This window comes from Chloracidobacterium sp. D (assembly GCF_018304685.1).
Taxonomy (GTDB): Bacteria; Acidobacteriota; Blastocatellia; order Chloracidobacteriales; family Chloracidobacteriaceae; genus Chloracidobacterium; species Chloracidobacterium thermophilum.
In genome coordinates, this window is sequence record NZ_CP072635.1 from 586,951 (window position 1) to 612,502 (window position 25,552).

Consider the following 25,552-nt stretch of genomic DNA (forward strand, 5'->3'; position numbering starts at 1 on the left):
CACTATGCCGATGAAAACCTTGCTGCTCAATCCACCTTCCTTCGAAGGCTTTGATGGCGGAGCCAGTTCGCGCTGGCCGGCGACGCGCGAAATTGCGTCCTACTGGTATCCGGTGTGGCTGGCCTACCCGGCCGGCATGATTCCCGGCGCGCGGCTGCTCGATGCCCCACCTCATGGCATCAGCCTCCAGGAAACCCTGAAGATTGCTCAGGATTACGAATTCATCGTGCTGTTTACGAGCGCACCCGGACTGCATAACGACCTCAAACTGGCGCGGATGCTCAAGGAGCAGAACCCGCACGTCAAGATTGCTTTCGTCGGCCCACACGTGACCGTCCGGGCGGAAGAGACGCTGCGGCTGGCCGACGGGGCGATTGATTTCGTCACCCGCAAGGAATTTGACTACAGCGTGACGGAGTTTGCCATGGGCAAGCCGCTTGCCGACATTGAAGGCATTGCCTACCTTGACGCCAACGGACGCTTTATCTGCACCCCCGACCGGCCGCCCATCCACGACCTCGACGCCCTGCCCTGGGCAACCGAAGTCTATGCCCGCGACCTGGATTACACAAAATACAACGTGCCGTTTCTGCTGCACCCCTACGTGGCGTTTTACTCCACCCGTGGCTGCCCGGCCCTCTGTACCTTCTGCATGTGGCCGCAGACGATTTCCGGGCACCCCTGGCGCAAGCGGTCAGCCCAAGACGTAGCGAATGAATTTGCCCACGCCTGGGAACTGTTCCCCAAACTGAAGGAAATCTTCTTCGACGACGACACATTTTCCTACCAGCCTTCACGTACCATTGAAGTCTGCGAAAAACTCAAGCCGCTCAAAAAAACCTGGTCCTGCACGGCGCGCGTCACCACAACCTACGACGCCCTGAAAGCGATGAAGGAAGCCGGTTGCCGCCTGCTGATTGTCGGGTTTGAGTCCGGCGACGACCAAATCCTGAAAAACATCAAGAAAGGCGCAACGACCGACATGGCGCGGCAGTTTATGAAGCACTGCAAAAAGCTCGGTCTGGTCGTTCACGGCGATTTCATCCTGGGTCTGCCCGGCGAGACGCCCCAGACCATCGAGAAAACCATCCGCTTCGCCAAGGAACTCGACTGCGAGACCATCCAGGTTTCGATTGCCCACGCCTACCCGGGGACGGAACTCTACGACTATCTCGTGGAGCAGGGCTGGCTGACGGAAGGGGCGATGACGGACGAAGAAGGCCATCAGCTTCCGCACATCGAATATCCCGGACTGACCAAGGGCCAGATTATGAAGGCCGTCGAAGACTTCTATGACGGCTACTACTTCCGGCCCAGAATCATCGCCCGGATTGTCGGGAAAGCCATCTTTGACGGGCAGGAACGGAAACGCCTCTACAGGGAAGCGCGTGATTTTCTGCGGCTGCGCTCCAAGCGGCAGGCGTATTACCGCAGCCAGGTGGAAACGGCCGGGACTCACAAGGGGGTGTAGCACCGCCACTTCCGGTACGCGCTTCCTGTGCCGGGCACTTTGCGGGCGATGTCCATCAAGCTCATCATCAATGCCGACGACTTCGGGGTTTCCTCCACGGTCAACCAGGCCGTGGTCACGGCCCATGACGAAGGCATCCTGACGAGTTGCAGTCTCATGGTCGGGGGCGATGCCTGCGACGAGGCCGTGGCGCTGGCCAAAGCCCGTCCCCGCCTGAGCGTCGGACTGCACCTGACGCTGGTGTGCGGCAAATCCGTCCTGCCCCCCACGGAAATTCCACACCTCGTTGACGGCCAGCGGCAGTTTGCTTCCAATCCGGTCGTTGCCGGAGTACGGTACTTTTTCGATCCACGCTGCCGGGCGGAGTTGCGCCGGGAAATCCGCGCCCAATTCGAGCGTTTTCTGGCCACGGGGTTGCCCTGCTCCCATGTGGACGGCCACCTGCACTTTCACCTGCATCCGGCGGTTTTTCCCGTTGTTGCCGCCTGTGCGGCCGCGTTTGGCATCCGGTTTGTCCGCCTGCCACGGGAGCGGCTCTGGCGCAACCTGGCCATCCGGCGGCAGGGGTGGCCCGTCAAGGTCGGACACCGGCTGGTGTTTGGCTGGCTTTCCGCGCTGGCCATCAGACACCTGCGGCGGCACCACCTGCGTGCTGTGGACGAAGTTCACGGACTCTACGAGACCGGGCGCTTCACGGAAGACTACTGGCTGGCGCTGCTCGACCGCCTGAGCGCCGCCCCCCAGGAAGTGTATTGCCACCCGGAGGTCGCATCGCCTATGTTGCCGGCACACAACGCCCAGGGTCCCGCCGAACTGGCGGCGCTGTTGAGTCCGCAGGTCAAAGCCCGCCTCCGGCAACGGCACATCCAGCCTGTGACCTACGCAGACTTGTCATGAAACTCCATCCTTTTGTGGCGGCTTCGGTCATCGTCAATTCGCTGGGCAATGTTCTGCTGACGCTGGCGATGAAGCGTCTGGCCCCAACCCTCGAAGCCCACCTGGCAGCCTATGACGTGGGTGCCGTGCTTCTGACCCTCGCCACCGACGTGACCTTTCTGGGCGGACTGGCTCTGCTCATCGCGTTCTTCATCCTGTTTTTGACGCTGCTCTCCAAGCTCGATCTGAGTTATGTCCTGCCGGTCACGTCGCTGGGCTACGTCATTACGGCGCTGCTGGGTGCGCTGCTGCTCGGAGAAACCGTCTCGGCGCTGCGCTGGACAGGCATTGTTGCCATTGCCACCGGGGTGTATCTGGTGACGCGCAGCGCCGAAGCCGACCGGCAGACATCACATCTGGAGGCAGCGTCATGACGGCCTCGGTCTCTGTTGTCATTGCCCTGATTGCCGGCATCGTCGTGTTCGGCACAGTGGGCGATCTCATCCTGAGCCGGACTATGAAGCAGGTCGGCAAGGACGAGCTTCGTACCTGGCGTGATGCCCTGCGGCTTGCCGGACGTACGCTCGGCGCACCGGGGTTTTACCTTGGTGTGGCCTGTATGGCCGGCGCGTTTGCTTCGCTTCTGGCGGCCCTTTCCGTTGCACCGGTGAGCCTGGTGGAGCCGGCAACGGCGCTGAGCTTTGTCCTCAATACCTTGGGCGCTCAGTTCCTTCTCAAGGAACGGGTCAGCCCCACCCGCTGGATCGGGACGCTGCTCGTCACCGGCGGCGCTTACCTGTTGTTTTTCTGAACCCTCACTGCATCGCCATGGTGGCTGACGGTCTTCTCATTTCATCCCCTGCCACGGAGACTGGAGACTAGTCCCATGCATGCCGCTCCCTGGTTGTTTGCCGGTCTGGCGTTACTCGTGGTGGCATCGAGCGCTTACCAGTTCGTCGTTCTGCTGGGCACGCTCTGGTTCCGGCGTCTCCGCTTCCGGGAACAGCGCAGCCTCACCAGCTTCACCCCTCCGGTCAGCGTCCTCAAGCCCATCCGTGGCGCCGATGACGACCTCGAAGCCTGCCTGGAAACCTTTTTCCGCCAGGATTACCCGCACTATGAGATTGTCTTTGCCCTCCACGACCCGGAAGACGCCGCTGTTGCCGTCATCGAGCGCCTGCGCCAAACCTATCCTGGTGTGCGTACCACCTGCGTTTTTCAGCCGCCGCCGCTGGGCATCAACCCCAAAGTCGCCAACCTGGCCCATGCCTTCAATGCAGCACAGTACGAAACCGTCGTGCTGAGCGACGCCGACATTCGTGTTCCGCCTAACTACCTGCGCACCGTCGTCCGCCCGTTGCAACATCCACAGGTGGGGGTCGTGACCTGTCCCTACCGGGGAACGGCAAACGGCGGACTGACCGCCCATCTTGAATGTCTGGGCATCAGCACGGACTTCATAGCCGGGGTGCTGGCAGCCTGCCTGACTGAAGGGATGAGCTTTGCCCTTGGCGCCACGATTGCCACCCGCAAGGCGGTCATCGCGGATTTTGGCGGGCTGTCCCGCCTGGCCGACCATCTGGGCGATGACTACCTGCTCGGACATCTCGCCCACCGGGCTGGCTACGAAGTGTGTCTGTCTTCCTGTGTCGTGGAAACGGTTGTGCCACGCATGACCTGGCGCGACTTTCTCAGTCATCAACTGCGCTGGGCACGCACCATTCGGACGGCCCGCCCCGGCGGTTACACCGGAATGTTCATTACGCATACCTTCTGGCTAGGGGCGCTGCTCGTCGCGGCATTCCCCGCCGTCCCGCTTGCCTGGCACCTCTTTCTGGTTGCCCTGACCCTGCGGTTTCTGGCGGCGTGGCAGATGGCAAACATTCTGGGAGACCGCGAGACAATCCGCCGCCTTGGCTGGCTTCCGCTGCGGGACCTTCTCCAGATGGCCATCTGGATGGGCGGCTTTGGCGGGCGAACCGTCACCTGGCGCGGGCAGATGTACCGTCTGACTGGCGACGGACGGCTGCTTCCCTATCCCCTGCCGGAGCGTCACTAGCCAGCCATCCCCCATCCAACTTCCGGGAACAGCGCCACGGCTTGCTTTTCAGGTTGTAATCTCAAAGCGTTTTGGTATGTTTGCGGACACTTTCGGGCCACTTCACCTGCGCGATAGCCGCCACATACACAACGGACCCGACGGATACACACCTTGCAGACGGGTTCCTCTTTGGCTTCCACAAGGAGATGTCCATGCGTTGCCTGCGTTCACTTCCACACCTGATTTTGGGGTTGCTCATTACAGGTATTCCACTGCTTTCGGCCTGCGGTTCACGGAACATCTCCGGCAGTAACGCTGTTCTGACCCCGCCTCCCCAAACTCAGGCGCTCAACAAGCCGTTGTGCCCAAACCCAAACGAACGCGCCCTGTCCGTCAGTGATGTCACCCAGATCATCACCCAGGCTGTCACCCGTGCTGCCGCCCTGAACCTGCGCGCCACCATTGCCGTGACTGACCGGGAAGCCAATGTCCTGGCGGTGTTCCGCATGACCGGTGCCAATCCCAACACGTTCATTTCGGGCGGTCCACTGGGTGGACGGCCGATCCCCAGCGAACTGGCGGCCATTTCCAAAGCCGGCACCTGCTCGTTCTTTGCTACAACCGGCAATGCGTTCACCCCACGGACGGCGAGCTTTATTGTCCAGGAGCACTTTCCGCCGGGAGTGTCCTTTACGCGGGGCGGGCCGCTGTTTGGCGTCCAGTTTTCGAGTCTGCTCTTCAGTGACATCAACCCCCGGCTGCCGCTGGGGCTGTCGGCCGATGCCGGCGGCGTGCCGCTTTACATCGGCGACTCACCGGTAGGCGGCATCGGAGTGGAACTTGACGGCAACTATAGCCTCGACCCTGACCCGACCGACAATGACCAGTCGCCGGAGGAAATCATCGCCGTCGCTGGCTCACGGGGTTTTGAAGCGCCAGCCGGTATCCGGGGCAATCAGATTCTGGTGGATGGTGTCGCCCTGCGGTTCGTCAATGCCCCACCGCCTGTCGCCGAACCACTGGTCAACCTCGCCACCCAGGGAAGTTTCATGGTCATTCCGGCCTTTGGCACTCAGGCCACTCCCAGAGCCGGCGTGCCGTTCCTGGGCCCCGGCAGCCAGTTTATCTGCGGCACACTCGGTGGGCGGCCGGTACGTATCTTTACGCCGCTGGCCAACATCACGCCCAGCGCCCAGCTTTCGGTGGCCGAAGTGGAGCGAATACTGTCCCAAGCCATCCAGCAGGCGTACGCCACCCGCGCCGGGATTCGCCTTCCCCTCAACAACTTTGCCGAAGTCAACGTGGCCGTCGTGGATGCCAACGGCAACCTGCTCGGACTGCGTGGGACCCCCGACGCCCCGGTTTTCGGATTGGATGTCTGTGTGCAGAAGGCCCGCTCGGCTGCCTTTATGAGCAATCCCAATGCCGGTGCCATTCTCACCGCGGCCGGGCTGGGCAGCTACGTCAGTCGCGCCGCAGCCGATGGCATTCAGCTCAACGGCGCAATTGCCTTCAGTTGCCGGGGTCTGGGCGATATTCATCGTCCGTTTTTCCCGGATGGGATTGACTGCACCGGCTCCGGGCCATGTGTGCCCAATGCGCCGGGGCCGTTCTCCACCGGAAGCCGGCTGTTTACCAGTACCAACGTGTGGAGTCCGTTCAATACGGGCCTCCAGCTTGATCTTATTGCCGGTACGCTGGCCGATATTCTTACCAATTATTCCAACCCCGGCAGCGTACCGGTCATCCGGCGCCCACCGGCAAATATCCGCAACGGACTTCAGATTTTTGCCGGTGGGGTGCCGCTCTACAAAAACGGCGTCCTGGTTGGGGCCATCGGTATCAGCGGCGATGGGATTGACCAGGATGACATCATTGCCTCGTTCGGCTCGGCCGGCTTTGAATCTCCGGCCAACATACGGAGTGACCAGGTGTTCGTCCGTGGCGTCCGCCTGGCGTTCGTCAAATTCCCGCCCAATCCCAATCTGTGAAGGCTGGCGGCGAGCGAACCCAGGCGGGCCGGCAAAGCAAGGTGAACAAGGTAAGGTGGGACGTGGTCAGGACAACACACTTCAAACTGGTCATCCTGTGGCTTGCTCTCATAGGGAGTGGCTGGTTCAGCCTGGCCCAGTCACCAGGCAAGCTGTCGCCGGCCCAGGCACCTGCCGGGTCGGCGACGGGCACTTCCGCGCCAGCGCCGACCGGGACGATTTACCCTCCCGCGCCGGAAGACAACCTACCGGAAGGGGCGTTCCGGCATGACCAGCACCCGACGGGCGACGTGGCCATCGTGGACAAGGAACTCATCCGCTTCAACGGCGGCAAGCCCACCATTCAGCTTGACTGCAACTACTGCCACCTCGTGCGGCCGGAAGAAGTCCGCGCCGACGGATTTGGGCAATACCCGCTTGAAACGCCGGCCTACCTGCAGAAGTACGCCGGACGGCAGGCCCCGGTCAAACACTCCGCCTGTACTGCCTGCCACAGTTTTATGGTGACGCCTGGCAACCGCGCGCGTATGGCCAAACTCCAGGTGATGTGCGCGGTCTGTCATAACGGGCCTCCGGTTGGTCAGACGGCCAAAGACATCCACCCGTTCCCCAATCCGGCGCGGCAAACCCAGTTCGGGGCACTGTACTCCCACGCCATTTCGGCCCATGCCAAGGAAAGCTGTGAAAGCTGCCATCAGGTGCAGGCCACACCGCTGATGCCAACCGGTACACCGGAAGCGGCGCGGCGCAACATCTATGTGTCGCGCCCCGAACACCGCGAATGTTTCGTGTGTCACATCGAGAACGCCAAGACACTTACCGGCCGGGATGCCGCCGAGCCGTATGCAACCAACTGTGCCGGGTGCCATCCACTGGAGCGCCAGCCCGACCGCCGTCTGCTCCGTGCGCCGCGCTATACGGCTATCACGTCAGAGTTTCAGCACGGCAGCCACCATGCCGTGTTCAACCGGCAGTGGAATCCCGGCAAACCGTTTGAGACCATCGAGTTTCTCAACAAACTCGGCAAGGCGACGCCCCTGGCGGCCATGACGCACCCCGACGCCGCCAGCCGGCAAACGGCTCTTTCCTGCCGGAGTTGCCACGGCAATCTGCTGACGCTCACGAAGGAACTCCGGGACGCCCGTCCGAAACGCGGCAAAAAAAGCAAGGAAGAGTTTGCCAAAGAAAAACTCGAATGGGACTGGCTGGTGCAGACCACCTTCCGGCGCAACCCGACCTATCCGGCCAACCAGTCCTGCGCCGGTTGCCATGGCTTCGAGCGCATCGAGAAAATCAACGACAAGGACACCAAGGAACGGGTGCAGCGCCTGGCTCCCCTGCCCGGCTTTGCGCCGGCACAGCACAACTTCATTGCGGTGTTCAACTTGGGAAGCTGCGATAGCTGCCATCCGTCAACCGTGAGCAAGACCAAACCGGAAAGCCACAAGCTGCGCCGTCCGGCAGCGTCAGAAAGCAAGTAAGCTGGCGCCTGTCACCCACGGGAGACGCCTGCACTCCGCCTGTATCCCATGCCAGAAACATCCGATGTCTCACCACCAACTGCGACACCACCTGCGCTGCCACGGGAGATCAGCCGGGCGCGCCGGGCGGCCTTTCTGGCGCTGATGCGCGTCGAGACCGATGAAGCCTGGTCCAATGAAGCCCTTGATGCGGCCTTCGCCCGGCTGTCCCCTTACGGCGACCCGGAACAACTGGCCGCCGACCGCCGCCTGGCGACAGACATCGTGCTGGGCACGCTGCGCTGGCGCGGCAAGCTTGACGCCGAGCTAAGGAAACACACTGGACGGGAACTGAACACCCTCGATCCGGCCGTACGAACCGCCCTGCGCATGGGGCTGTACCAAATCACCTTCCTGACGCGCACGCCGCCCTTTGCGGTCGTCCACGACGCGGTGGAACTCGTCAAACAGTCGTCCGAAAGCAGCCATGCGGCCGGGTTTGTCAACGCCATCCTGCGTGAAATCCTGCGGCAGCGCGGTCTGGACGAGAACAAGCTGGCTCCGGTCCGAAGGATTCTGAAAAAACCGCCGCCGCCGCCGGTTCCGGCCAAACGGACCCGCCGCAAGGCGCCGCCTCCGCCGCCACCGGACCGTCCTGCACCGGCCACCATCACCGACCGGGAAGCCGAGCTGTCCCATCCGGCCTGGCTGCTGAGCCACTGGGCGCGCGCCTTGGGAGAGACCCGCGCCACCTGCATTGCGGCCACCAACAACCTGCCAGCGCCGACCTTTATCTGGCTCAATCCGCTCCGCCAGGACCCGCCAGTCACCTGGCAGGAACTGACCGCTGCCGGGTTCACACTCCAACCTTTCGCCGGGCTGCCGGAAACCTGTATGGTCGAAGGCGACCTCTCTGCTCTGGGTCCCTTTCTGACAAGCGGCAAGATTTACGTGCAGGACGCCGGCTCGCAGCAGGTCGCCCGCTGGCTGGGCGTCCAGCCGGGACAGCGGGTGCTCGATATGTGCGCCGCGCCGGGCGGCAAAACGGCCCAGCTTGCAGCCCTGATGCAGAACGAAGGCACGATTACGGCGCTGGATGTCCATCCGCACCGGGTCGCCGCCATGGAGCAGAACCTGGCCCGGCTGGGCGTCCGCATCGCCCGGTGCTACGTCGCCGACGCCACCTCGACGCATCTGATCTCCCCGGCCGACCACCGCCGCTCCCGCAAAAAACTGCCCTTTTCACTCTTCCCGGATTCCTTCGATGCCGTGCTGCTCGATGCCCCCTGTTCCGGCACCGGGACGCTGCGCCGCCACCCGGAAATCAAGTGGCGGCTGACGCCGCGCAAACTGTCCGAGCTGGCCGGGATTCAAACCCGGCTGCTCTGGAACGCTGCCCAGGCCGTCAAGCCCGGCGGCTTTCTGCTCTACGCGGTCTGCTCCCTTGAAGCCCGCGAAGGGGAAGAGGTCATACGGATTTTTCTCAAACACCACCGCAACTTTGAGGTTGTCCCCCCACCTGATGCCGGTGACGCGCTGACCAGCGAAGGCTTCCTGCGGCTGTGGCCCGACCAGGACGGGACGGATGGCTTTTTCGCGGCGCGGCTGCGTCGCCACGGCCCGGACTAAGGCAGACGCCTGAGAAGCCACCCGGAGAAGCTTCTGGAGAGGAACCCACCCGCCGTGAAAATCGGTATCACGTGCTATTCGTCCTATGGCGGAAGCGGCATTGTCGCTTCCGAACTCGGTCTCGAACTGGCCGCCCGCGGCCACGAGGTGCATTTCATCTGCGCCACGCTGCCCCTGCGCCTCAGCCGCATGCCGGACCACATGCACTTCCACGAGGTCGAAGCCACCAACTATGCCCTGTTTGACACCGCGCCTTACGCCCTGGCTCTGGCGGTACGCATGGCCGAAGTGGCGCTCGAATACGAACTCGACCTGCTGCACGTCCACTACGCCATTCCACATTCGGTCAGTGCCTTCCTGGCGCGGGAAATGCTCAAGGACACCCGCCCGGTGCCCTTCATCACCACGCTTCACGGCACGGACATCACGCTGGTGGGAACCGACCGCTCCTACCTGCCCATCACGCGCTTTGCCATCCGGCAAAGCGACGGGGTGACCTCCGTTTCGGAGTACCTGCGCGCCGAGACCTGCCGCGAATTCGACATCTGTACCGACACGCCCATCGAGGTCATTCCCAACTTCATCAACAGCCAGGTTTACCGGCGGCGGGAAAATCCGGCGCTCCGCGCCACCTTTGCCAAACCCGACGAACCCATCCTGGTTCACGTCTCCAACTTCCGCGCCGTCAAACGTACAACCGACTGCATTCGTATTGCTGCGCGGCTCAGCCGCCACCTCCCCGTACAGTTGATCATGGTCGGCGACGGCCCGGAGCGCGCCCAGGCGCAGTGGCTCGCCCGGCAGAAAGGCATTGCCAACCGGGTTCACTTCGTCGGCAAGCAGCCGGACATTCCCGCCTACCTGTCGCTGGCCGATGTACTGCTCCTGCCTTCCGAGTCGGAATCCTTCGGGCTGGCGGCGCTCGAAGCCATGGCCTGTGAAGTGCCGGTGATTGCGAGTTGCACAGGGGGGTTGCCGGAACTTGTCACGCCCGGCGAAACCGGCTTTCTGGCCGAAGTCGGCGACATCCAGGCCATGGCCGACCACGCGCAGCGGCTGCTGACCGACGCCGACCTGCACCACCGCATGCGTCAGGCCTGCCGGCGTGTTGCCGTGGAAAACTTCAACGCCAACGACATCGTGACCCGCTACGAAGCCTACTACCGGCGGGTCATCGAGCAGTTCCGCGCCCGGCGTGGCTGAACCGGCACCGCCCGGCGCATCCGCCCGCCACCGCCAGGTTCCAGGCACAGGTCCCGGGCAGCGGCCCCGTTTTGTGAAAAAACATGCGAAAAGGGCTTGGAATGTTCGGAAAAACACGCTAGATTAGCGGCACTTCGTACGGCAGCACACGAAGCCCGAGGCTTCGGCGGTAGTGCGAGCCACCTCCCCGGTTCATCTGCCGCGGCTGTCCAGCGTACGAAACCAGACGCTTGATAACGACGTTTCGAGTATCCTTCCCGTTGCTGTCCCCCCACCTACTGTTGCGTCCAGGCACCTGCGGGATGAGGCGACTCGATGGCTACCCTGAACAACAGTGACGACGTCCCAGATCGGAAAGCTGTGTCCTGCCTCCCCATCGCGCCCGTCCCCTGCCGGATGGACGGGCAGTGCTCTGGCTAGCACCTGGTTTTCAGCCGGGCGGGGAGTGGCGCGCAACAGAGGGGTTTGATTATGGCTCAACATTTCCATCGCAGTATGAACACGGTTGCGAAGGTGTCCATTTTCGGGGCCGTGTTCATCATCGGGTTCAGTGCGTGGCTGCTGCTTGAAATCAACCGCTCGTCGAACGTCACCAACGTGGGGATTGCCCTGCCCCAGCCGGTGCAGTTCAGCCACCAGCACCACGTCGCCGGGCTTGGGATCGAGTGCCGCTACTGCCACACCTCGGTCGAACACTCGTCCTTTGCCAACGTGCCCCCGATTTCGACCTGCATGAACTGCCACCAGCAAATCTGGTTTGGGGCGCCGATGCTTGAACCCGTCCGTGCCAGTTGGAAATCCGGGCAGGCCCTGGAGTGGAACCGCGTCCATAACCTCGGCGATTACGTCTATTTCAACCATGGCGTCCATGTGCAGAAAGGCATCGGGTGTGTGTCCTGCCATGGGCGGGTGGACCAAATGCAACTCATCTACAAGGACCAACCCCACACGATGGAATGGTGCCTGAACTGCCACCGGAATCCGGCACAGCACATCCGGCCGCGCGACCAGGTCTTCAATATGACGTGGAAGCCAGAGGACATTGGCGAAACGCAAGCCAGTTTGGGAGCGCGTCTCGTCAAGGAATACAACATCGAACCGGCTCGGAAGCTCACGAGTTGCTCGACCTGTCACCACTGAACCACTGAAGCGCGACGCCATGACCGATCATTCTGTACCTTCCTCCGTCCCTTCCCCGCCGAACGCCCGCCAGCCGGAACCGGCTCACTGGCGCGGCATCGAACGGCTGCTCGCCGACCCGGAAGCGCAGGCGGCGCTCGCCGAGGCCTTTCCGCGCCAGGCGTCACTGCTCGGCGATGCCCTTGACCGGCGGCACTTCCTCAAAATCATGGGCGCCTCCTTCGGGCTGGCCGGACTCACCGCCTGCAGTGCCTACCCGGACGACGGCAAAATCGTGCCCTACGTCAAAGCGCCGGAGGAGATTGTTCCGGGCAAGCCGCTGTTCTACGCCTCGACCTTCAGCATGGGCGGGCAGGTGACGGGCGTACTCGTCGAAAGCCACATGGGCCGCCCGACCAAAATCGAAGGCAACCCCGATCACCCGGCCAGCCTGGGGGCGACGGATGCCTTCACCCAGGCGGCCATCCTGACCCTCTACGACCCGGACCGCTCCCAGACCACCCGCTACTATGGCGATGCGCGGCCCTATGACATGTTTCTGCGCGACCTGCGCAAGATGCTTGACCAGCACCGGGCTGACCAGGGCGCCGGACTGCGGATTCTGACGGAAACCGTCACCTCACCGACGCTTGGCTTCCAGCTTCAGCGCATTCTGGCTGCCTTTCCAAAAGCGAAATGGGTGCAGTACGAGCCATGCGGCCGCGACCAGGTGCGCGCCGGGGCCAGGCTGGCCTTTGGACGCGCTGTGGCGACGCAGTACCGCTTCGAGGCCGCCGATGTGGTGGCGGCCTTCGATGCCGACTTCCTGGCGGCCGGCCCCGGCCACGTGCGCTATGCCCAGGATTTCAGCCGCCGGCGTCGCGCCCGCTTCGGCCAGGACACGACCAAACAGATGTCGCGGCTGTACATGGTGGAGTGCACGCTCACGTCCACCGGGACCGTGGCCGACCACCGGATTGCGGTGCGCCCCAGTGAACTCATCGAAATTGCCAATGCTGTCGCCGTCGGGCTGGGAATTGACACCGGACGCCCGGCGCAGCCGCCGGCAGCCCATGCGAAGTTCGTCGAAACGCTCGTCAAAGACCTGCAGGCCCACGCTGGCAAGAGCCTGTTTCTCGTCGGGGACTACCAGCCAGCGGCCCTGCACTTCCTCGCCCACGCCATCAACGCCAGGCTGGGCAACGTCGGAAAAACCCTGTTTTACACCGACTCGCCCGAAATCGCGCCGACCGATCAGGAAGCTGAGTTCCGGCAGCTCGTGACAGACATGCATGCCGGCGCGGTCGAAACCCTCATCATCCTGGAAGGCAACCCGGCCTATACGGCGGCGGCGGACGTGGACTTTGCCGGCGGGTTGCAGAAGGTCAAACTGGCCGCCCACCTCAGTCTCTACTTCGACGAAACCTCAGCCCGCTGCCATTGGCACATCCCGGCCTCGCACTTCCTCGAATGCTGGGGTGATGCCCGCGCCCACGACGGCACGGTTTCCGTGCAGCAGCCGCTCATTGCGCCGCTTTACCGGGAAACCAAATCACCGCTGGAACTTCTGGCGGCCTTTCTGGATGAGTTCAACCAGAACAGCGATGAAATCGTCCGCCACTTCTGGCAGCGCAACCTGGCGCAGTTGAAGTCCGGCAAAGCCTTCACGCCGAATGCCACTGGCCCGGTGCGCGTGGGACGCAATGCTGTCGGACTGCAAGACGACTTCGAGAAGCAATGGCGACGCACACTGCATGACGGCTACCTGGACGGCTCGGCCTTTACGCCCATCGAGGTCACACTGACCGGTGTCGCCTCCCAGGTGCTCGCCACGCTTCCCAAACCAGCCGGTGACGGGTTGGAAGTGGTTTTCCGCCCCGACCCGATGATTTACGACGGACGCTTTGCCAACAACGGCTGGTTGCAGGAAACACCGAAACCACGCACGAAACTCACCTGGGACAACGCCGTCATTGTCTCGCCCCGCACCGGAGCCAAACTGGGTGTTGTACGGACGCACGACACCGACCCCTATGCGGTTGTCGAAGTGGAAGTCGGCGGGCGGCGGGTACGCGGCGCGGCACTCATTGTCCCCGGCCACCCGGACGACACGCTGACGCTCCACCTGGGCTACGGGCGGGAGCGCGCTGGCAGTGTCGGCAACGGCGCTGGTTTCAATGCCAATGTCCTGCGGGCAGCAGACCACCTGTGGGCTGCCAGCGGGGCCAAGGTCGCCAAAACCGGCGAAACCGCCCGCCTGGCCTGCACCCAGATGCACTGGGAAATCGAAGCCGCCGGGGCCTTTGAGCGCCGGCAACTCGTCCGGGAAGCCACCCTGACGGAATACCTCTCCGACCCGCAGTTTGCGCGTACCGAGTTCGATGACCCGAAAGCCCGCAAATTGACGCTGTTCGAGCCGCCCGACGACTACACCAAGGGCTATGCCTGGGGCATGGTCGTGGACATGAACGTGTGCACCGGCTGCCAGGCGTGTGTTGTGGCCTGCACGGCTGAAAACAACATCCCCATCGTGGGCAAGGCCGAAGTGCTGCGCGAGCGCGAAATGCACTGGATTCGGATTGACCAGTACTATGCCGGCGACCCGAACGACCCCAACCTCGCCCTGCACCTGCAACCCGTCATGTGCCAGCACTGCGAAATGGCACCGTGCGAGCTGGTCTGTCCGGTGGCCGCAACGACCCACAGCCCGGAAGGCATCAACGAGATGACCTACAACCGCTGCGTTGGGACGAAATACTGCGCCAACAACTGCCCCTACAAGGTGCGCCGGTTCAACTTCCTGCACTACTCCGACTATGACACGCCGGTACTGAAGCTGGGGCGCAACCCGGATGTGACCGTGCGGACGCGCGGCGTGATGGAAAAATGCACCTACTGCATCCAGCGCATCAATGCCGCGCGCATCGAGGCCGAAAAAGAAGACCGGCGCATCCTGGATGGCGAAGTCATCACCGCCTGCCAGGCCGCCTGTCCGACGCAGGCCCTCATCTTCGGTGACATCAACGATCCAGACAGCCAGATTGCCCAGTTGCGCCGGGAGCCGACGAACTACGGGCTGCTGGCCGAACTCAATGTCCGTCCGCGGACTTCCTACCTGGCGAAAGTGCGCAACGTCCATCCCGACCTGACGCCTTCCCGCAAGCAGGCGACCGGTCACGGCGGCGGTCATTCCGGCGGACACCACAGCGGCAACGCCGCGGAACCCCACGGCAGCGGCACGCCGGACAAGCCCACCGGAAGTCACGCGCCCGGTCACTGAGAAAGCACAGGAGCGACCTTGACCTATGTCCGAGTCGAACACGTTTGAACACTCTCAGTCGCCCACGAGTCGCCTGCCCATCATCGGGCCGGGGCATACCTACGCCAGCATCAACGAAAAGATCAGCGCCATCGTCCTGCTGCGGGGAACGACCTTCGGCTGGCTGGTCGGTTTTGGCATTGCCTTCATGATTTTCATGATGATGCTCGGCTCGATCAGCTACCTCCTCTACAAAGGCGTCGGCGTCTGGGGCATCAACAACCGGGTCGGCTGGGGGTTTGACATCATCAACTTTGTCTGGTGGATCGGTATCGGGCACGCCGGAACGCTCATCTCGGCCATCCTGCTGCTGCTGCACCAGAAATGGCGCACCTCGATCAACCGTTTTGCCGAAGCCATGACGCTGTTTGCCGTAGCCTGTGCGGCACTGTTTCCGGTGCTGCACCTGGGGCGGCCGTGGTACGCCTACTTTCTCTTTCCCTATCCGAACACGATGGGGATGTACTTCCCGCAGTTTCGCAGCCCGCTCGAATGGGACGTGTTCGCCGTCTCGACCTATGCCAGCGTGTCGCTCGTGTTCTGGTACGTCGGTCTGATTCCCGACCTGGCCACGATGCGCGACCGGGCGCGGAGCTGGTTTGCCAAAACCGTCTATGGCTTCTTCTCGCTGGGCTGGCGCGGCTCGGCCCGCCACTGGCACCGGTACGAATCCATCTACCTGCTGCTGGCCGGTCTTTCGACGCCGCTGGTGCTGTCGGTACACACCATCGTCAGCTTTGACTTCGCAGTATCCATCATTCCCGGATGGCACGCGACGTTTTTCCCGCCCTACTTCGTCGCCGGCGCCATCTATGCCGGGTTTGCCATGGTGCTCACGCTGGCCATCCCAGTGCGCTGGGTCTATGGGCTGGAAGATTTCATCACCGACAAGCACCTTGAAAACATGGGGCTGATTACACTGGTGACGGGGAACATGGTGGGCTACGCCTACATCATGGAACTGTTCTACGGCTGGTACAGCGCCAACGAGTACGAGCAGTTCATGGTGCACAACCGCGTCTTCGGCCCCTACTGGGCGCTGTATGTGGGGCTTATCGTGTGCAACATCATTGCGCCGCAGTTCCTGTGGTCGAAGCGGATTCGACGCAATGCCTGGTGGCTGTTTGCGATTTCGATGTTCGTCAGCGTCGGCATGTGGCTGGAGCGGTACGTCATCATCGTCGTCAGCCTCCACCGGACCTTCCTGCCCTCCGGCTGGGGAACCTACGCCGGGACATTTTGGGACTGGACGCTGTACATCGGCACGATGGGCTTCTTCCTGACGCTGCTGTTCCTGTTCATCCGCCTGCTGCCGATGATTTCGATGTCTGAAATGCAGATGCTTCTGCCGGGCGCTACGGGCGTGCCGGAGAAAGGAGCGGCGAAATCATGAAGCCAAGCAACCGACCGCGTTACTACGGGGTGTTGGCCGAGTTCGAGTCGCCGGCGGCGCTGGTTGCCGCGGCCCGCGCCACGTATGACGCTGGCTATCGCAAGTATGACGCCTATTCGCCCTTCCCTATCGAGGAACTGGCCGAGGCGATGCACGACCACAAAAACCCCATTTCAAAGATTGTCTTTTTCGCGGGGCTGACCGGGGCGTGTGTCGGATTTGGCATGCAGGCGTACGCCAACCTGGTGCACTACCCGATGAACATTGCCGGCCGGCCGCTCTATGCCTGGCCGATGTTCATCCCCATCACCTTCGAGTGCACGGTGGCGTTCGCAGCATTTACCGGCGTGCTGGCGATGCTGGCGCTCAACGGGCTGCCCCGGCCGCATCATCCGCTGTTCAACGTGCCAAGTTTTTCCCAGGCCACGCAGAGCCGGTTTTTCCTCTGCATTGAGTCGGCCGATCCAAAGTTTGACCTCGATGCCGTCCACCGGTTTCTCGAAGGTCTGAAGCCAATGGAGATTCACGATGTTGAAGACGACTAGTGGCCCTGTGCAGCGCCTCGTCTGGGCCGGCATCGTGGCAACGCTTCTGGCCGGCGGCGCTGGCTGCAAGCAGAAGATGAGCTACCAGCCACGCTATGACCCCCTGGAGCGGAGTGAAACGTTCAACGACCGGGCTTCGGCGCGGCCGCTGGTGGCCGGGACGGTTGCCCGCGGCTTTCTGCGCGATGACCCGGAAGTGTTTCTGGGGCGCAAGGAAAACGGCGACTACGTGACGACCTTTCCCTTCCCCATCACCGAAGAAGTTCTCAGGCGGGGGCAGGAACGGTTCACCATCTACTGCACGATGTGCCACGGGTTTTCGGGTTACGGGAACGGCATGATCGTCCAGCGCGGGTTTTCTCCGCCGCCATCGCTTCACGACCCGGAAACCCGTGAAAAATCAGTGGGTTACTACTTTTCCGTCATCACCAACGGCTATGGCGCCATGCCGGGCCATGCCCATCAGATTCCGGTTTCCGACCGGTGGGCCATCGTGGCGTACGTCCGGGCCCTGCAGTTGAGCCAGAATGCCCGCCTTGAAGACGTACCGGCCGACCAGCGGCAGCAGCTCGACGCCCAGCCGACCCCTCCGGCGGCCTCCAAACCGGCCGCTTCACCTTCGGCCTCACATTCGGGAGGAACGCACTGATGAGCTACGACGCGACGCAAGTGCAGTGGGACGCCCCCGTGCCGGCGGTTGTCAGGCAGCTCCAGATGCCGGCGCTCATCATCGGCATCCTTGGTGCCGTGCTCGCTATTGTGGCGGCAGTTCTTGACTTCCGGCAGTTCCTGCACGCCTACCTTTTTGCCTTCACCTTCTGGAATGGGGTGACGCTGGGGGCGATGGTTCTCCTGATGATTCAGTACCTGACGGGCGGCGGCTGGGGCATTCTGGGGCGGCGCACGATGGAAGCCGCCGTCCGCAACATGTGGCTGATGGCTCTGTTTTTCCTGCCGATTCTTGCCGGGGTGCTCCTCAACAAACTTTACATCTGGACGGACACCGCCCGCGTGGAAGCCGATCACCACCTGCACCAGAAAGCCACCTACCTCAACGTACCGTTTTTCCTGGGGCGTCTGGCGTTTTACTTCACGGTGTGGATCGTCTGGGCGTACTTCCTGAGCCGCTGGTCGCTGGAGCAGGACCAGAGCGGCGACAAGAAACTGGCCCAGAAACTGCGCAACCTGAGCGGCCCGGGGCTGCTGGTGATGGCCATCACCATGACGTTTTCCAACATTGACTGGCTGATGTCGCTCGAACCGTACTGGTTCTCCTCGATGTATCCGCTCATCAATATGGTGGGCAATCTGCTTTCCGCCATCTGCTTCACGGTGGCCCTGGTGGCCCTGATGTCGGATATGCCTCCGTTCAAGGGGCTGATTGCCTCCAAGCACTTCCGCGACTTCGGCAACCTCATGCTGGCATTCACAATGCTGTGGACGTACACCTCGCTGTCCCAGTTTCTCATCACCTACTCCGGCAACCTGCCGGAAGAAACGCCCTGGTATCTGAACCGGCTCAACGGCGGCTGGGGCTATGTGGCAGCCAGCCTGCTGGTCGGCCACTTCATGCTGCCCTTTGCCGTCCTGTTGCAGCGGCAGGTCAAAGACCCCGGCAAACCGCTCATCTACGTCGGGGCCTTCATCATCTTCATGCGGATGGTGGACCTGTTCTGGTGGATCAAGCCGACGTATGACGCCGGACATGGATTCCACGCCGTCGAGCATCTGTCGCACTTCAGCCTGACCTGGATGGACATTGTTACCCCGCTGGCCATCGGCGGCATCTGGGTGTGGTTCTACCTGCGCAACCTGCAACAGCGGCCGCTCATTCCCCGGCACGATCCGAACATGAAGGAGGCGTTTGCCCATGGCGGACACTAAGCCCGACAAATCCAATCACCACGAGTTACCCAACGGCGTCGGTTTTGAGCAAAGCGACGCCAACATCAAGGCGGTGTTCGGCGTCGGCATTGCTGTCCTGGTCTTCACGATCTGCTGCGCTGTGGTCATCAATGTGCTCTACAGCTACCTGGATGAGCGCGGCCACCGCGTTGTCCAGCCAAAGACGGAACGCCCCAAAACGGAGCCACGGGTAATCAACGATCACGAACCGCCGCTTCAGGAATCGCCGGAAGCTGACATGCGGATTTGGCGCGCCAAGGAAGAAGCCCACCTGAAAAGCTATGGCTGGGTCTCGAAGGAAAAAGGCATCGTTCACATCCCCATTGAACGGGCCATGAAGCTGACGCTCGAACGCGGTCTGCCCAGCAGCAACCGGGTTCAGCCGTTCAATGCGCCCACGGGTGTTCATCGTCCGGGCGGAACGGGGATGCCGCTGTTCGACAAGGAAGAAGTACTGCGGCATTCGGGCGATTCCAACTCCGGGCGGCCACTGCCGCGCCCGGCGACGGCGGCGGCTGCAACGCCAACAGCACCGGCAGTGCCGCCCACAACGGCCCCCACGGTCGGGCCACCGGCCGCACCCGGTAAGACAGATGTCTCCCACGGGGGACCCCACTGACGCTACCTGGCCGGGGTGATCGGGTCTGGCCGGAGCTGGGTATGGCGCGGCGGGTTTTTTCAAAGGATTGAGTGGTTTTGTATGAAGAAAGTTTTTGCAACGGTTTGGTTCATCTGGTTGGGACTCGTGCTGGCCACGCCGCCAGCCCTGGCCCAGTACGGCATCGGACAGCAGGTTGAGATGCCCAGCCAGACCGGCATGCCCTCCGGGTCGCCGGAGCTGCTCAAGCAGATTGGCGTCACGCAGAACCTGGGCGCACAGCTTCCTCTCGATGTCCAGTTGCGGGATGAAACCGGCCAGGAGCGCCCCCTGCGCACCTACTTCACCGATAAGCCAGTCATCCTGGCGCCGGTTTATTTCACCTGCCCGATGCTCTGCACCCAGATTATCAACGGCCTCATCAAGGGCCTGCGCGAAGTCCACTACACACCGGGACAGGACTTTGAAGTGGTGATTGTGAGCATTGATCCGCGCGAGACGGCGGAACTGGCGGCTGGCAAGAAGCAGAGCTACCTCAAACGTTACGGCCGTCCCGGCACGGAAGGCGGCTGGCACTTCCTGACCGGACGGGAAGAAGAAGTCTCCCGGCTGGCAGCGGCGCTTGGCTTCCGTTACGCCTGGGATGAAGCCACCCAGCAGTATGCGCACGCCAGTGCCATCATGGTCGCCACCCCCCAGGGCCAGCTCTCACACTACTTCTACGGCGTCGAATACCGCCCCAATGACTTGCGCTTCGCGCTCATTCAGTCCTCACAGGGCAAGATCGGCAGTCCGGTCGAGCAGGTTCTGCTCTACTGCTTCCACTACGACCCCGTGACCGGGCGCTACACGCCCCTGATTCTGACGGCCGTCAAGATTTTCGCAGTTCTGACGGTGCTGCTGCTCGGCAGCCTGATTGGTTATTTCCTGTGGCAGGAACGCAAGGAACGGCAGGCGCTGGCTGCCGGTTCAACCACGGCCAATGCCGGATAGGGATGTTGTCATGATGCCATTGACCATATTGACCACATGCTTCAATTGGACGGCAGCGGCGCTGCGGCTGCCGCTGTTTCCAGAACAGGCATCGGCGAATGCGCCCAACGTGGATGCCCTGTACTTCTTCATGCTCGCGGTCTGCGGCGGCGTCTCGATAGCCATTGTTCTGCTGATTTTCTACTTTGCCGTCAAATACCGCCGGCGGACGCCCGACCAGTTGGCTGAAGAGGCCCATGTCCCTGTCGCACTGGAGTGGGCGTGGATCATCATTCCCTCGCTGTTCTTCATGTCGTTTTTTGGCTGGGGGGCGTTTGTGTACTTCAAGGACGCCAAAGCGCCCGAAGGTGCCCTCGAAATTGCCTGCACGGGCCGCCAGTGGATGTGGAAGTTTCAGCACCCGGACGGACAGCGTGAGATCAACACGCTGCACATCCCGGTCGGGAAACCTGTCAAACTGGTCATGGTGTCGGAAGATGTCATCCACAGTATGTTCGTGCCGGCCTTTCGGATTCACATGGACGTGATTCCCAAGCGGTACACGGAAGTCTGGTTTGAGGCGACCAAGCCGGGGACGTACCACATGTTCTGCTCGCAGTACTGCGGCACGGAACACGCCAACATGATCGGTTCAGTCATCGCCCTCGAACCCCATGAATACCAAACCTGGCTCAACGGCGCGGCGACCGGCTCGCTGGCACTGCGGGGCGAGGCCCTGTTCAACAAACTCGCCTGCAATGGCTGCCATACCGGCGATGCCGAAGCCCGCGGGCCCTACCTGCCCGGACTGTACGGCCGCAATGTCCAGCTCACGACCGGCGAGGTTATTGTCGCGGACGAAAACTACATCCGCGAATCCATCATTAAGCCCGGTGTCAAGATTGCTGCCGGTTACGACAACATCATGCCTGGCTACGATGGGCAACTGACCGAGGAACAAATCATCGAGTTGGTGGCCTACATCAAACACTTGGGCAAGAAGTACGAGCAGTTTGAGCCGGTGGCGCCGCCGACGGCGCCGGCCCCGCGCCCGGCCGGTCAGAATCCCGACCAGACGCTCCCCACCGGCAACGTCAAACCAAGTATGACGCCGGGCACATCACCTCCGGCGACGGTTGCGCCGGCCGGTGCGGCCCCCACGCCCTCCCCGGTGTCAGAAGGAACCCGTCCGAAACCCAACTGATCTGATTCCGCCTGTCGGCAGCCCCTCGGACCGCATCGAGTGACAATCGAGTGACACTATGATTGAAGAAAACGTCTCCCTACCGCGCATTCACTATCTGAACTCCCACTACGGGTGGAAATCGTGGCTCTTCACGACCGACCACAAGCGGATTGGTCTGCTCTACATGGTTTCCATCACGCTGATGTTCTTCCTTGGCGGCTTCTTCGCGCTGCTCATCCGGCTCGAACTGCTGACGCCCCAGGCGGACATGTTCACAGCGGATACGTACAACAAGTTCTTCACGCTGCACGGGGTGATTCTCATTTTCTTCTTCCTCGTGCCCTCGATTCCGGCCACCCTGGGGAATTTCCTTATCCCGCTGATGATTGGCGCCAAGGACGTGGCCTTTCCCAAGCTCAACCTGCTGAGCTGGTACATCTTCGTCATCGGCTCGCTGTTTACCCTGTGGGTGGTGGCCGTGGGCGGGATTGATACGGGGTGGACGTTCTATACGCCGTACAGCACGACCTTCGCCAACACGCATGTCATTGCGGCGACGCTGGGCGTGTTCTTCACCGGGTTTTCCTCGATCCTGACCGGTCTCAACTTCATTGTCACGATTCACAAGATGCGCGCGCCGGGACTGACCTGGTTCCGCCTGCCGCTTTTCATCTGGTCACTGTATGCCACGAGCATCATTCAGGTGCTGGCGACGCCGGTGCTGGGCATCACCATGGTGCTCATTGCCGCCGAACGCTTCGCCAAGGTGGGCATCTTTGACCCGGCGCTGGGCGGCGACCCGGTGCTGTTCCAGCACATGTTCTGGTTCTATTCCCACCCGGCGGTGTACATCATGATCCTGCCAAGCCTGGGTGTGGTCAGTGAACTGATCTCGGCGTTCACGTGGAAGCGGGTGTTTGGCTACAAGTTCGTGGCCGTCTCCTCGCTGATGATCGCCATCTTCAGCTTCATCGTGTGGGGACACCACATGTATGTCTCCAGCATGTCCATCTATGCCGGCATGCTGTTTTCCATTCTCAGCTATCTGGTGGCCGTGCCTTCGGCAGTCAAGGTCTTCAACTGGACGGCTACGCTGTACAAAGGCTCGGTTTCCTACGATACCCCGATGCTGTATGCCCTGGGCTTCATCGGGCTGTTTACGATTGGCGGTTTGACGGGCCTGTTCCTGGCCTCAATGGGTCTTGACCGGCACCTGCACGACACCTACTTCGTCATTGCCCACTTCCACCTCATCATGGTCGGTGGCGCAGTGATGGGCTACTTCGGCGGTCTGCACTACTGGTGGCCCAAGATGTTCGGGCGGATGTACCCTGAATGGTGGGGGCGCCTGAGCGCGCTTATCGTGTTCGTGGGTTTCAACCTGTCGTTCTTTCCGCAGTTCATCATCGGCTACCTGGGGATGCCGCGCCGCTACCACGTCTATGCGCCGGAGTTCCAGGTGCTGAATGTGATGTCCACCGCCGGATCATCCATTCTGGGTGTGGGCTACCTGTTGCCGCTGGTGTACTTCATCTGGTCGCTGCGCTACGGCAAGGTGGCGTCGAATCCCTGGCGCGCCAAGGGACTGGAATGGGAGACGACTTCACCGCCGCCGCCGGAAAACTTCCTCGAGCAGCCCATCGTCACCGAAGAAGCCTACAACTACCCGACACGTCCGGCGCTGCCTGCCAGGCAGACTGGCAAGCTCACTGGTGGACTGAATCCCCCTGCATCCCCCACGGCAACCGCAACTGGAACTGGAAGGGAGGCCGAAGTTGTCTAACGCACACAGCCCTGTCGCTCATCACTTCTACACCATCGAGCAGCAGAAGGAATCGGCCACCATTGGGATGTGGCTGTTTCTGGCGACGGAAATCCTGCTGTTCGGTGCCCTGTTTACGGCGTATGCGGTCTATCGTTACAAGTTTTCCGAGGCCTTCATGGTGGCCAGCTCACGCATGGACTGGAAAATGGGCGGTCTCAACACGCTCTTTCTCATCGTGAGCAGCGTGACCATGGTGTTTGCCGTTTCCTCGGCGGAAAAGGGGCGCCGGGGTGGTCTTCTGGGTTTCCTGGCAGCGACCGGCTTCTTTGGGACGCTGTTTCTCGTCGTCAAGTATTTTGAGTACAAGCACCACTACCTCGACCACGACGTGCCGGGCCTCAACTTCCAGTGGACCGGAGCCCCCGAACTCGCCAACGGGGCGCAGATATTCTTCTTTCTCTACTTCTTTATGACAGGTCTGCACGCCCTGCACATGGTTGTCGGGTTGGGCCTGCTCATCTGGATTTTCATCACGGCTTATCAGGGCAAGTATTCCCCCGAGTACTACAACCCGGTTGAGATGTTCGGGTTGTACTGGCACTTCGTGGACTTGGTCTGGATTTTCCTTTTCCCCCTGCTCTACCTGCTTGGGGCACACCTGCCGCCGGGCGGTGGCGGACATCACTGAAGCGGACATCACTGAATCGGAGGCAACGGCCATGGGACAGGCGACACAACAGCCAGCCACACACCATGCCAACGGGCATAGCCATGCCCATCCCACGATTTCCCCGGCAACCTATCTTCTTGTGCTGGCGGCGCTGGTCATCGGCACGGTGGTTACGGTCTGGACAGCCAGCATGGACCTGGGAGCGTTCAATACGCCGGTGGCGCTGGCGATTGCTATCGGCAAGGCGGCGCTCATCATTCTGTATTTCATGCACATCCGGTACAGCACCTGGCTGACGCGAACCGTCGTCATCGGTTCGTTTTTCTTTCTCATCGTGCTGTTCGGACTGACTTTTGCCGACTATCTCACGCGCGAAAAAACGCATGAGATTCCTTCGCTCTACTCACCTGATCCCATACTGAAACAGCAGTAGGCTGTGTTTCGGGCGTTTTGCCCTCCCGGTTGTTACAGGTCGTCATGCCGAAATCACTTGTACTTGCCTCTCCGACGCCGGTTGTGGCCCTGGGTCTCCGTGACCGGCTGGCCGCTTACTGGGCCCTGACCAAACCCCGGATTACCTTCGAGGTTGTCCTGATTGCCGCCTTTGGTTTTCTGCTGGGCACGCCGGGGCCGGTGGACTGGGCCCGGTTCTGTCACGCCATGCTTGGCATCGGCCTGCTCTCCGGCGGGATTGCGGCGCTCAATCAGTGGATGGAACACCCGGCTGACGGGCAGATGCGGCGCACGGCGACCCGCCCGATTCCCAGTGGAAAGGTGACACCCTTTCAGGCGCTGCTCTTTGGTCTGGTGCTGACCATTGGCGCTGAAGCCTACCTCTGCCCGACGGTCAACCCGCTGACGGCTGTTCTTGGGTTGGCCACCGCCATCGGCTACGTGTGGATTTACACCCCGCTCAAAACGCGCACCTGGCTTTCGACGGCGATTGGTTCCTTTCCCGGTGCCATGCCGCCGCTGGTCGGGTGGGCGGCGGCTGCCGGTTCACTGTCGCTCGAAGCGTGGGTGCTGTTTGCCATCATGTTTTTCTGGCAGTTCCCGCATTTCTACGCCATTGCCTGGATGTACCGTGAAGACTACCGCCGGGCCGGAATCGGGATGCTGCCGGTGATTGAAGCCGATGGCCGTCGTACCATCCGCCAGACGCTCATCACGGGTCTTGTTACCGTTGGGCTGAGTCTTTTGCCCTTCTGGCTGGGGCTTTCGGGCTGGATATACCTGGCTGGGGCGCTCGTGCTCGGCGCGCTTTTCCTTCAGTCCTGCCTGACGCTGGCCCGCACGCGAACGAACCTGGCTGCCAAACGGGTGTTGCGGGCTTCCGTGATGTATCTTCCCATGTTGTTTCTGCTGATGACGCTCAACCGTCTCTAGTCCGCCGAGCGACAGCAGCCAGG

At 61.9% G+C, this 25,552-nt stretch carries 22 protein-coding genes; all 22 read left to right on the top strand.

Features of this window, described 5'->3' with window-relative positions; all coding sequences use genetic code 11:
- Nucleotides 1-4 precede the first annotated feature (4 nt).
- The 22 genes from hpnJ (at nt 5) to cyoE (ending at nt 25,529) form a co-directional block, all read left to right on the top strand.
- The gene (gene hpnJ / locus J8C01_RS13610) at nt 5-1,471 is read left to right on the top strand and encodes a hopanoid biosynthesis associated radical SAM protein HpnJ (RefSeq protein WP_249355496.1); all 1,467 of its coding nucleotides are present in this window, start codon (nt 5-7) and stop codon (nt 1,469-1,471) included.
- 27 nt (nt 1,472-1,498) lie between these two features.
- The gene (hpnK, locus tag J8C01_RS13615) at nt 1,499-2,368 is read left to right on the top strand and encodes a hopanoid biosynthesis-associated protein HpnK (RefSeq protein WP_249355497.1); all 870 of its coding nucleotides are present in this window, start codon (nt 1,499-1,501) and stop codon (nt 2,366-2,368) included.
- A complete protein-coding gene (locus J8C01_RS13620) occupies nt 2,365-2,781 on the top strand; it encodes an EamA family transporter (protein ID WP_014100989.1) in 417 nt (138 codons plus the stop codon). Before hpnK ends, J8C01_RS13620 begins: the two co-directional genes overlap by 4 nt.
- Nucleotides 2,778-3,158, top strand: a complete 381-nt coding sequence (locus tag J8C01_RS13625; RefSeq protein WP_014100988.1) for an EamA family transporter — start codon at nt 2,778-2,780, stop codon at nt 3,156-3,158. The genes J8C01_RS13620 and J8C01_RS13625 overlap by 4 nt, the downstream gene beginning before the upstream one ends.
- Before the next feature lie 75 nt (nt 3,159-3,233).
- Nucleotides 3,234-4,406: a bacteriohopanetetrol glucosamine biosynthesis glycosyltransferase HpnI gene (gene hpnI, locus J8C01_RS13630; protein WP_014100987.1), complete on the top strand. Its 1,173-nt coding sequence runs from the start codon at nt 3,234-3,236 to the stop codon at nt 4,404-4,406.
- 194 nt (nt 4,407-4,600) lie between these two features.
- The gene (locus J8C01_RS13635) at nt 4,601-6,379 is read left to right on the top strand and encodes a GlcG/HbpS family heme-binding protein (protein ID WP_211432784.1); all 1,779 of its coding nucleotides are present in this window, start codon (nt 4,601-4,603) and stop codon (nt 6,377-6,379) included.
- A 62-nt stretch (nt 6,380-6,441) separates the two neighbouring features.
- The gene (locus J8C01_RS13640; RefSeq protein ID WP_211432785.1) at nt 6,442-7,860 is read left to right on the top strand and encodes a hypothetical protein; all 1,419 of its coding nucleotides are present in this window, start codon (nt 6,442-6,444) and stop codon (nt 7,858-7,860) included.
- Between the two features lie 48 nt (nt 7,861-7,908).
- Nucleotides 7,909-9,468, top strand: coding sequence for a transcription antitermination factor NusB (locus J8C01_RS13645; RefSeq protein WP_211432786.1), 1,560 nt, complete (start codon nt 7,909-7,911; stop codon nt 9,466-9,468).
- Nucleotides 9,469-9,522: 54 nt separating this feature from the next.
- Nucleotides 9,523-10,671 carry an N-acetyl-alpha-D-glucosaminyl L-malate synthase BshA gene (gene bshA, locus J8C01_RS13650; RefSeq protein WP_211432787.1) on the top strand — a complete coding sequence of 383 codons (1,149 nt, stop codon included), beginning with the start codon at nt 9,523-9,525 and terminating at the stop codon, nt 10,669-10,671.
- Between the two features lie 495 nt (nt 10,672-11,166).
- On the top strand, nt 11,167-11,811 hold the full coding sequence (locus J8C01_RS13655) for a cytochrome c3 family protein (protein ID WP_014100982.1): 645 nt from the start codon (nt 11,167-11,169) through the stop codon (nt 11,809-11,811).
- A 19-nt stretch (nt 11,812-11,830) separates the two neighbouring features.
- Nucleotides 11,831-15,070: a TAT-variant-translocated molybdopterin oxidoreductase gene (locus tag J8C01_RS13660; RefSeq protein WP_211432788.1), complete on the top strand. Its 3,240-nt coding sequence runs from the start codon at nt 11,831-11,833 to the stop codon at nt 15,068-15,070.
- A gap of 25 nt (nt 15,071-15,095) precedes the next feature.
- Nucleotides 15,096-16,502 carry an NrfD/PsrC family molybdoenzyme membrane anchor subunit gene (gene nrfD / locus J8C01_RS13665; protein WP_211432789.1) on the top strand — a complete coding sequence of 469 codons (1,407 nt, stop codon included), beginning with the start codon at nt 15,096-15,098 and terminating at the stop codon, nt 16,500-16,502.
- A complete protein-coding gene (locus J8C01_RS13670; protein WP_211432790.1) occupies nt 16,499-17,047 on the top strand; it encodes a DUF3341 domain-containing protein in 549 nt (182 codons plus the stop codon). Before nrfD ends, J8C01_RS13670 begins: the two co-directional genes overlap by 4 nt.
- Nucleotides 17,031-17,696, top strand: a complete 666-nt coding sequence (locus J8C01_RS13675) for a c-type cytochrome (RefSeq protein ID WP_249355498.1) — start codon at nt 17,031-17,033, stop codon at nt 17,694-17,696. The genes J8C01_RS13670 and J8C01_RS13675 overlap by 17 nt, the downstream gene beginning before the upstream one ends.
- Nucleotides 17,696-18,931, top strand: coding sequence for a hypothetical protein (locus J8C01_RS13680; protein ID WP_014100977.1), 1,236 nt, complete (start codon nt 17,696-17,698; stop codon nt 18,929-18,931). The genes J8C01_RS13675 and J8C01_RS13680 overlap by 1 nt, the downstream gene beginning before the upstream one ends.
- Complete coding sequence (locus J8C01_RS13685) at nt 18,918-19,571, top strand: hypothetical protein (RefSeq protein WP_211432791.1); 654 nt, start codon at nt 18,918-18,920, stop codon at nt 19,569-19,571. The genes J8C01_RS13680 and J8C01_RS13685 overlap by 14 nt, the downstream gene beginning before the upstream one ends.
- A gap of 81 nt (nt 19,572-19,652) precedes the next feature.
- A complete protein-coding gene (locus J8C01_RS13690; protein ID WP_211432792.1) occupies nt 19,653-20,543 on the top strand; it encodes an SCO family protein in 891 nt (296 codons plus the stop codon).
- 10 nt (nt 20,544-20,553) lie between these two features.
- Complete coding sequence (coxB, locus tag J8C01_RS13695; protein ID WP_249355499.1) at nt 20,554-21,726, top strand: cytochrome c oxidase subunit II; 1,173 nt, start codon at nt 20,554-20,556, stop codon at nt 21,724-21,726.
- Between the two features lie 58 nt (nt 21,727-21,784).
- Nucleotides 21,785-23,491: a cytochrome c oxidase subunit I gene (locus J8C01_RS13700; RefSeq protein ID WP_014100973.1), complete on the top strand. Its 1,707-nt coding sequence runs from the start codon at nt 21,785-21,787 to the stop codon at nt 23,489-23,491.
- Nucleotides 23,484-24,161, top strand: a complete 678-nt coding sequence (locus tag J8C01_RS13705; protein WP_249355500.1) for a cytochrome c oxidase subunit 3 family protein — start codon at nt 23,484-23,486, stop codon at nt 24,159-24,161. The genes J8C01_RS13700 and J8C01_RS13705 overlap by 8 nt, the downstream gene beginning before the upstream one ends.
- Complete coding sequence (locus J8C01_RS13710) at nt 24,145-24,576, top strand: cytochrome C oxidase subunit IV family protein (protein WP_211432793.1); 432 nt, start codon at nt 24,145-24,147, stop codon at nt 24,574-24,576. Before J8C01_RS13705 ends, J8C01_RS13710 begins: the two co-directional genes overlap by 17 nt.
- Nucleotides 24,577-24,620: 44 nt before the next feature.
- On the top strand, nt 24,621-25,529 hold the full coding sequence (gene cyoE, locus J8C01_RS13715; protein ID WP_014100970.1) for a heme o synthase: 909 nt from the start codon (nt 24,621-24,623) through the stop codon (nt 25,527-25,529).
- Nucleotides 25,530-25,552 lie beyond the last annotated feature (23 nt).

Bases quoted from the DNA above. Each gene is read 5' to 3' on its own strand.
- J8C01_RS13680 (WP_014100977.1), top strand. From the start codon at position 17,696: ATGAGCTACGACGCGACGCAAGTGCAGTGGGACGCCCCCGTGCCGGCG.
- coxB (WP_249355499.1), top strand. From the start codon at position 20,554: ATGATGCCATTGACCATATTGACCACATGCTTCAATTGGACGGCAGCG.
- J8C01_RS13645 (WP_211432786.1), top strand. From the start codon at position 7,909: ATGCCAGAAACATCCGATGTCTCACCACCAACTGCGACACCACCTGCG.
- hpnJ (WP_249355496.1), top strand. From the start codon at position 5: ATGCCGATGAAAACCTTGCTGCTCAATCCACCTTCCTTCGAAGGCTTT.
- J8C01_RS13635 (WP_211432784.1), top strand. From the start codon at position 4,601: ATGCGTTGCCTGCGTTCACTTCCACACCTGATTTTGGGGTTGCTCATT.
- J8C01_RS13670 (WP_211432790.1), top strand. From the start codon at position 16,499: ATGAAGCCAAGCAACCGACCGCGTTACTACGGGGTGTTGGCCGAGTTC.
- J8C01_RS13660 (WP_211432788.1), top strand. From the start codon at position 11,831: ATGACCGATCATTCTGTACCTTCCTCCGTCCCTTCCCCGCCGAACGCC.
- cyoE (WP_014100970.1), top strand. From the start codon at position 24,621: ATGCCGAAATCACTTGTACTTGCCTCTCCGACGCCGGTTGTGGCCCTG.
- J8C01_RS13625 (WP_014100988.1), top strand. From the start codon at position 2,778: ATGACGGCCTCGGTCTCTGTTGTCATTGCCCTGATTGCCGGCATCGTC.
- nrfD (WP_211432789.1), top strand. From the start codon at position 15,096: ATGTCCGAGTCGAACACGTTTGAACACTCTCAGTCGCCCACGAGTCGC.
- J8C01_RS13655 (WP_014100982.1), top strand. From the start codon at position 11,167: ATGAACACGGTTGCGAAGGTGTCCATTTTCGGGGCCGTGTTCATCATC.
- hpnI (WP_014100987.1), top strand. From the start codon at position 3,234: ATGCATGCCGCTCCCTGGTTGTTTGCCGGTCTGGCGTTACTCGTGGTG.
- J8C01_RS13690 (WP_211432792.1), top strand. From the start codon at position 19,653: ATGAAGAAAGTTTTTGCAACGGTTTGGTTCATCTGGTTGGGACTCGTG.
- J8C01_RS13700 (WP_014100973.1), top strand. From the start codon at position 21,785: ATGATTGAAGAAAACGTCTCCCTACCGCGCATTCACTATCTGAACTCC.
- J8C01_RS13620 (WP_014100989.1), top strand. From the start codon at position 2,365: ATGAAACTCCATCCTTTTGTGGCGGCTTCGGTCATCGTCAATTCGCTG.
- J8C01_RS13675 (WP_249355498.1), top strand. From the start codon at position 17,031: ATGTTGAAGACGACTAGTGGCCCTGTGCAGCGCCTCGTCTGGGCCGGC.
- J8C01_RS13685 (WP_211432791.1), top strand. From the start codon at position 18,918: ATGGCGGACACTAAGCCCGACAAATCCAATCACCACGAGTTACCCAAC.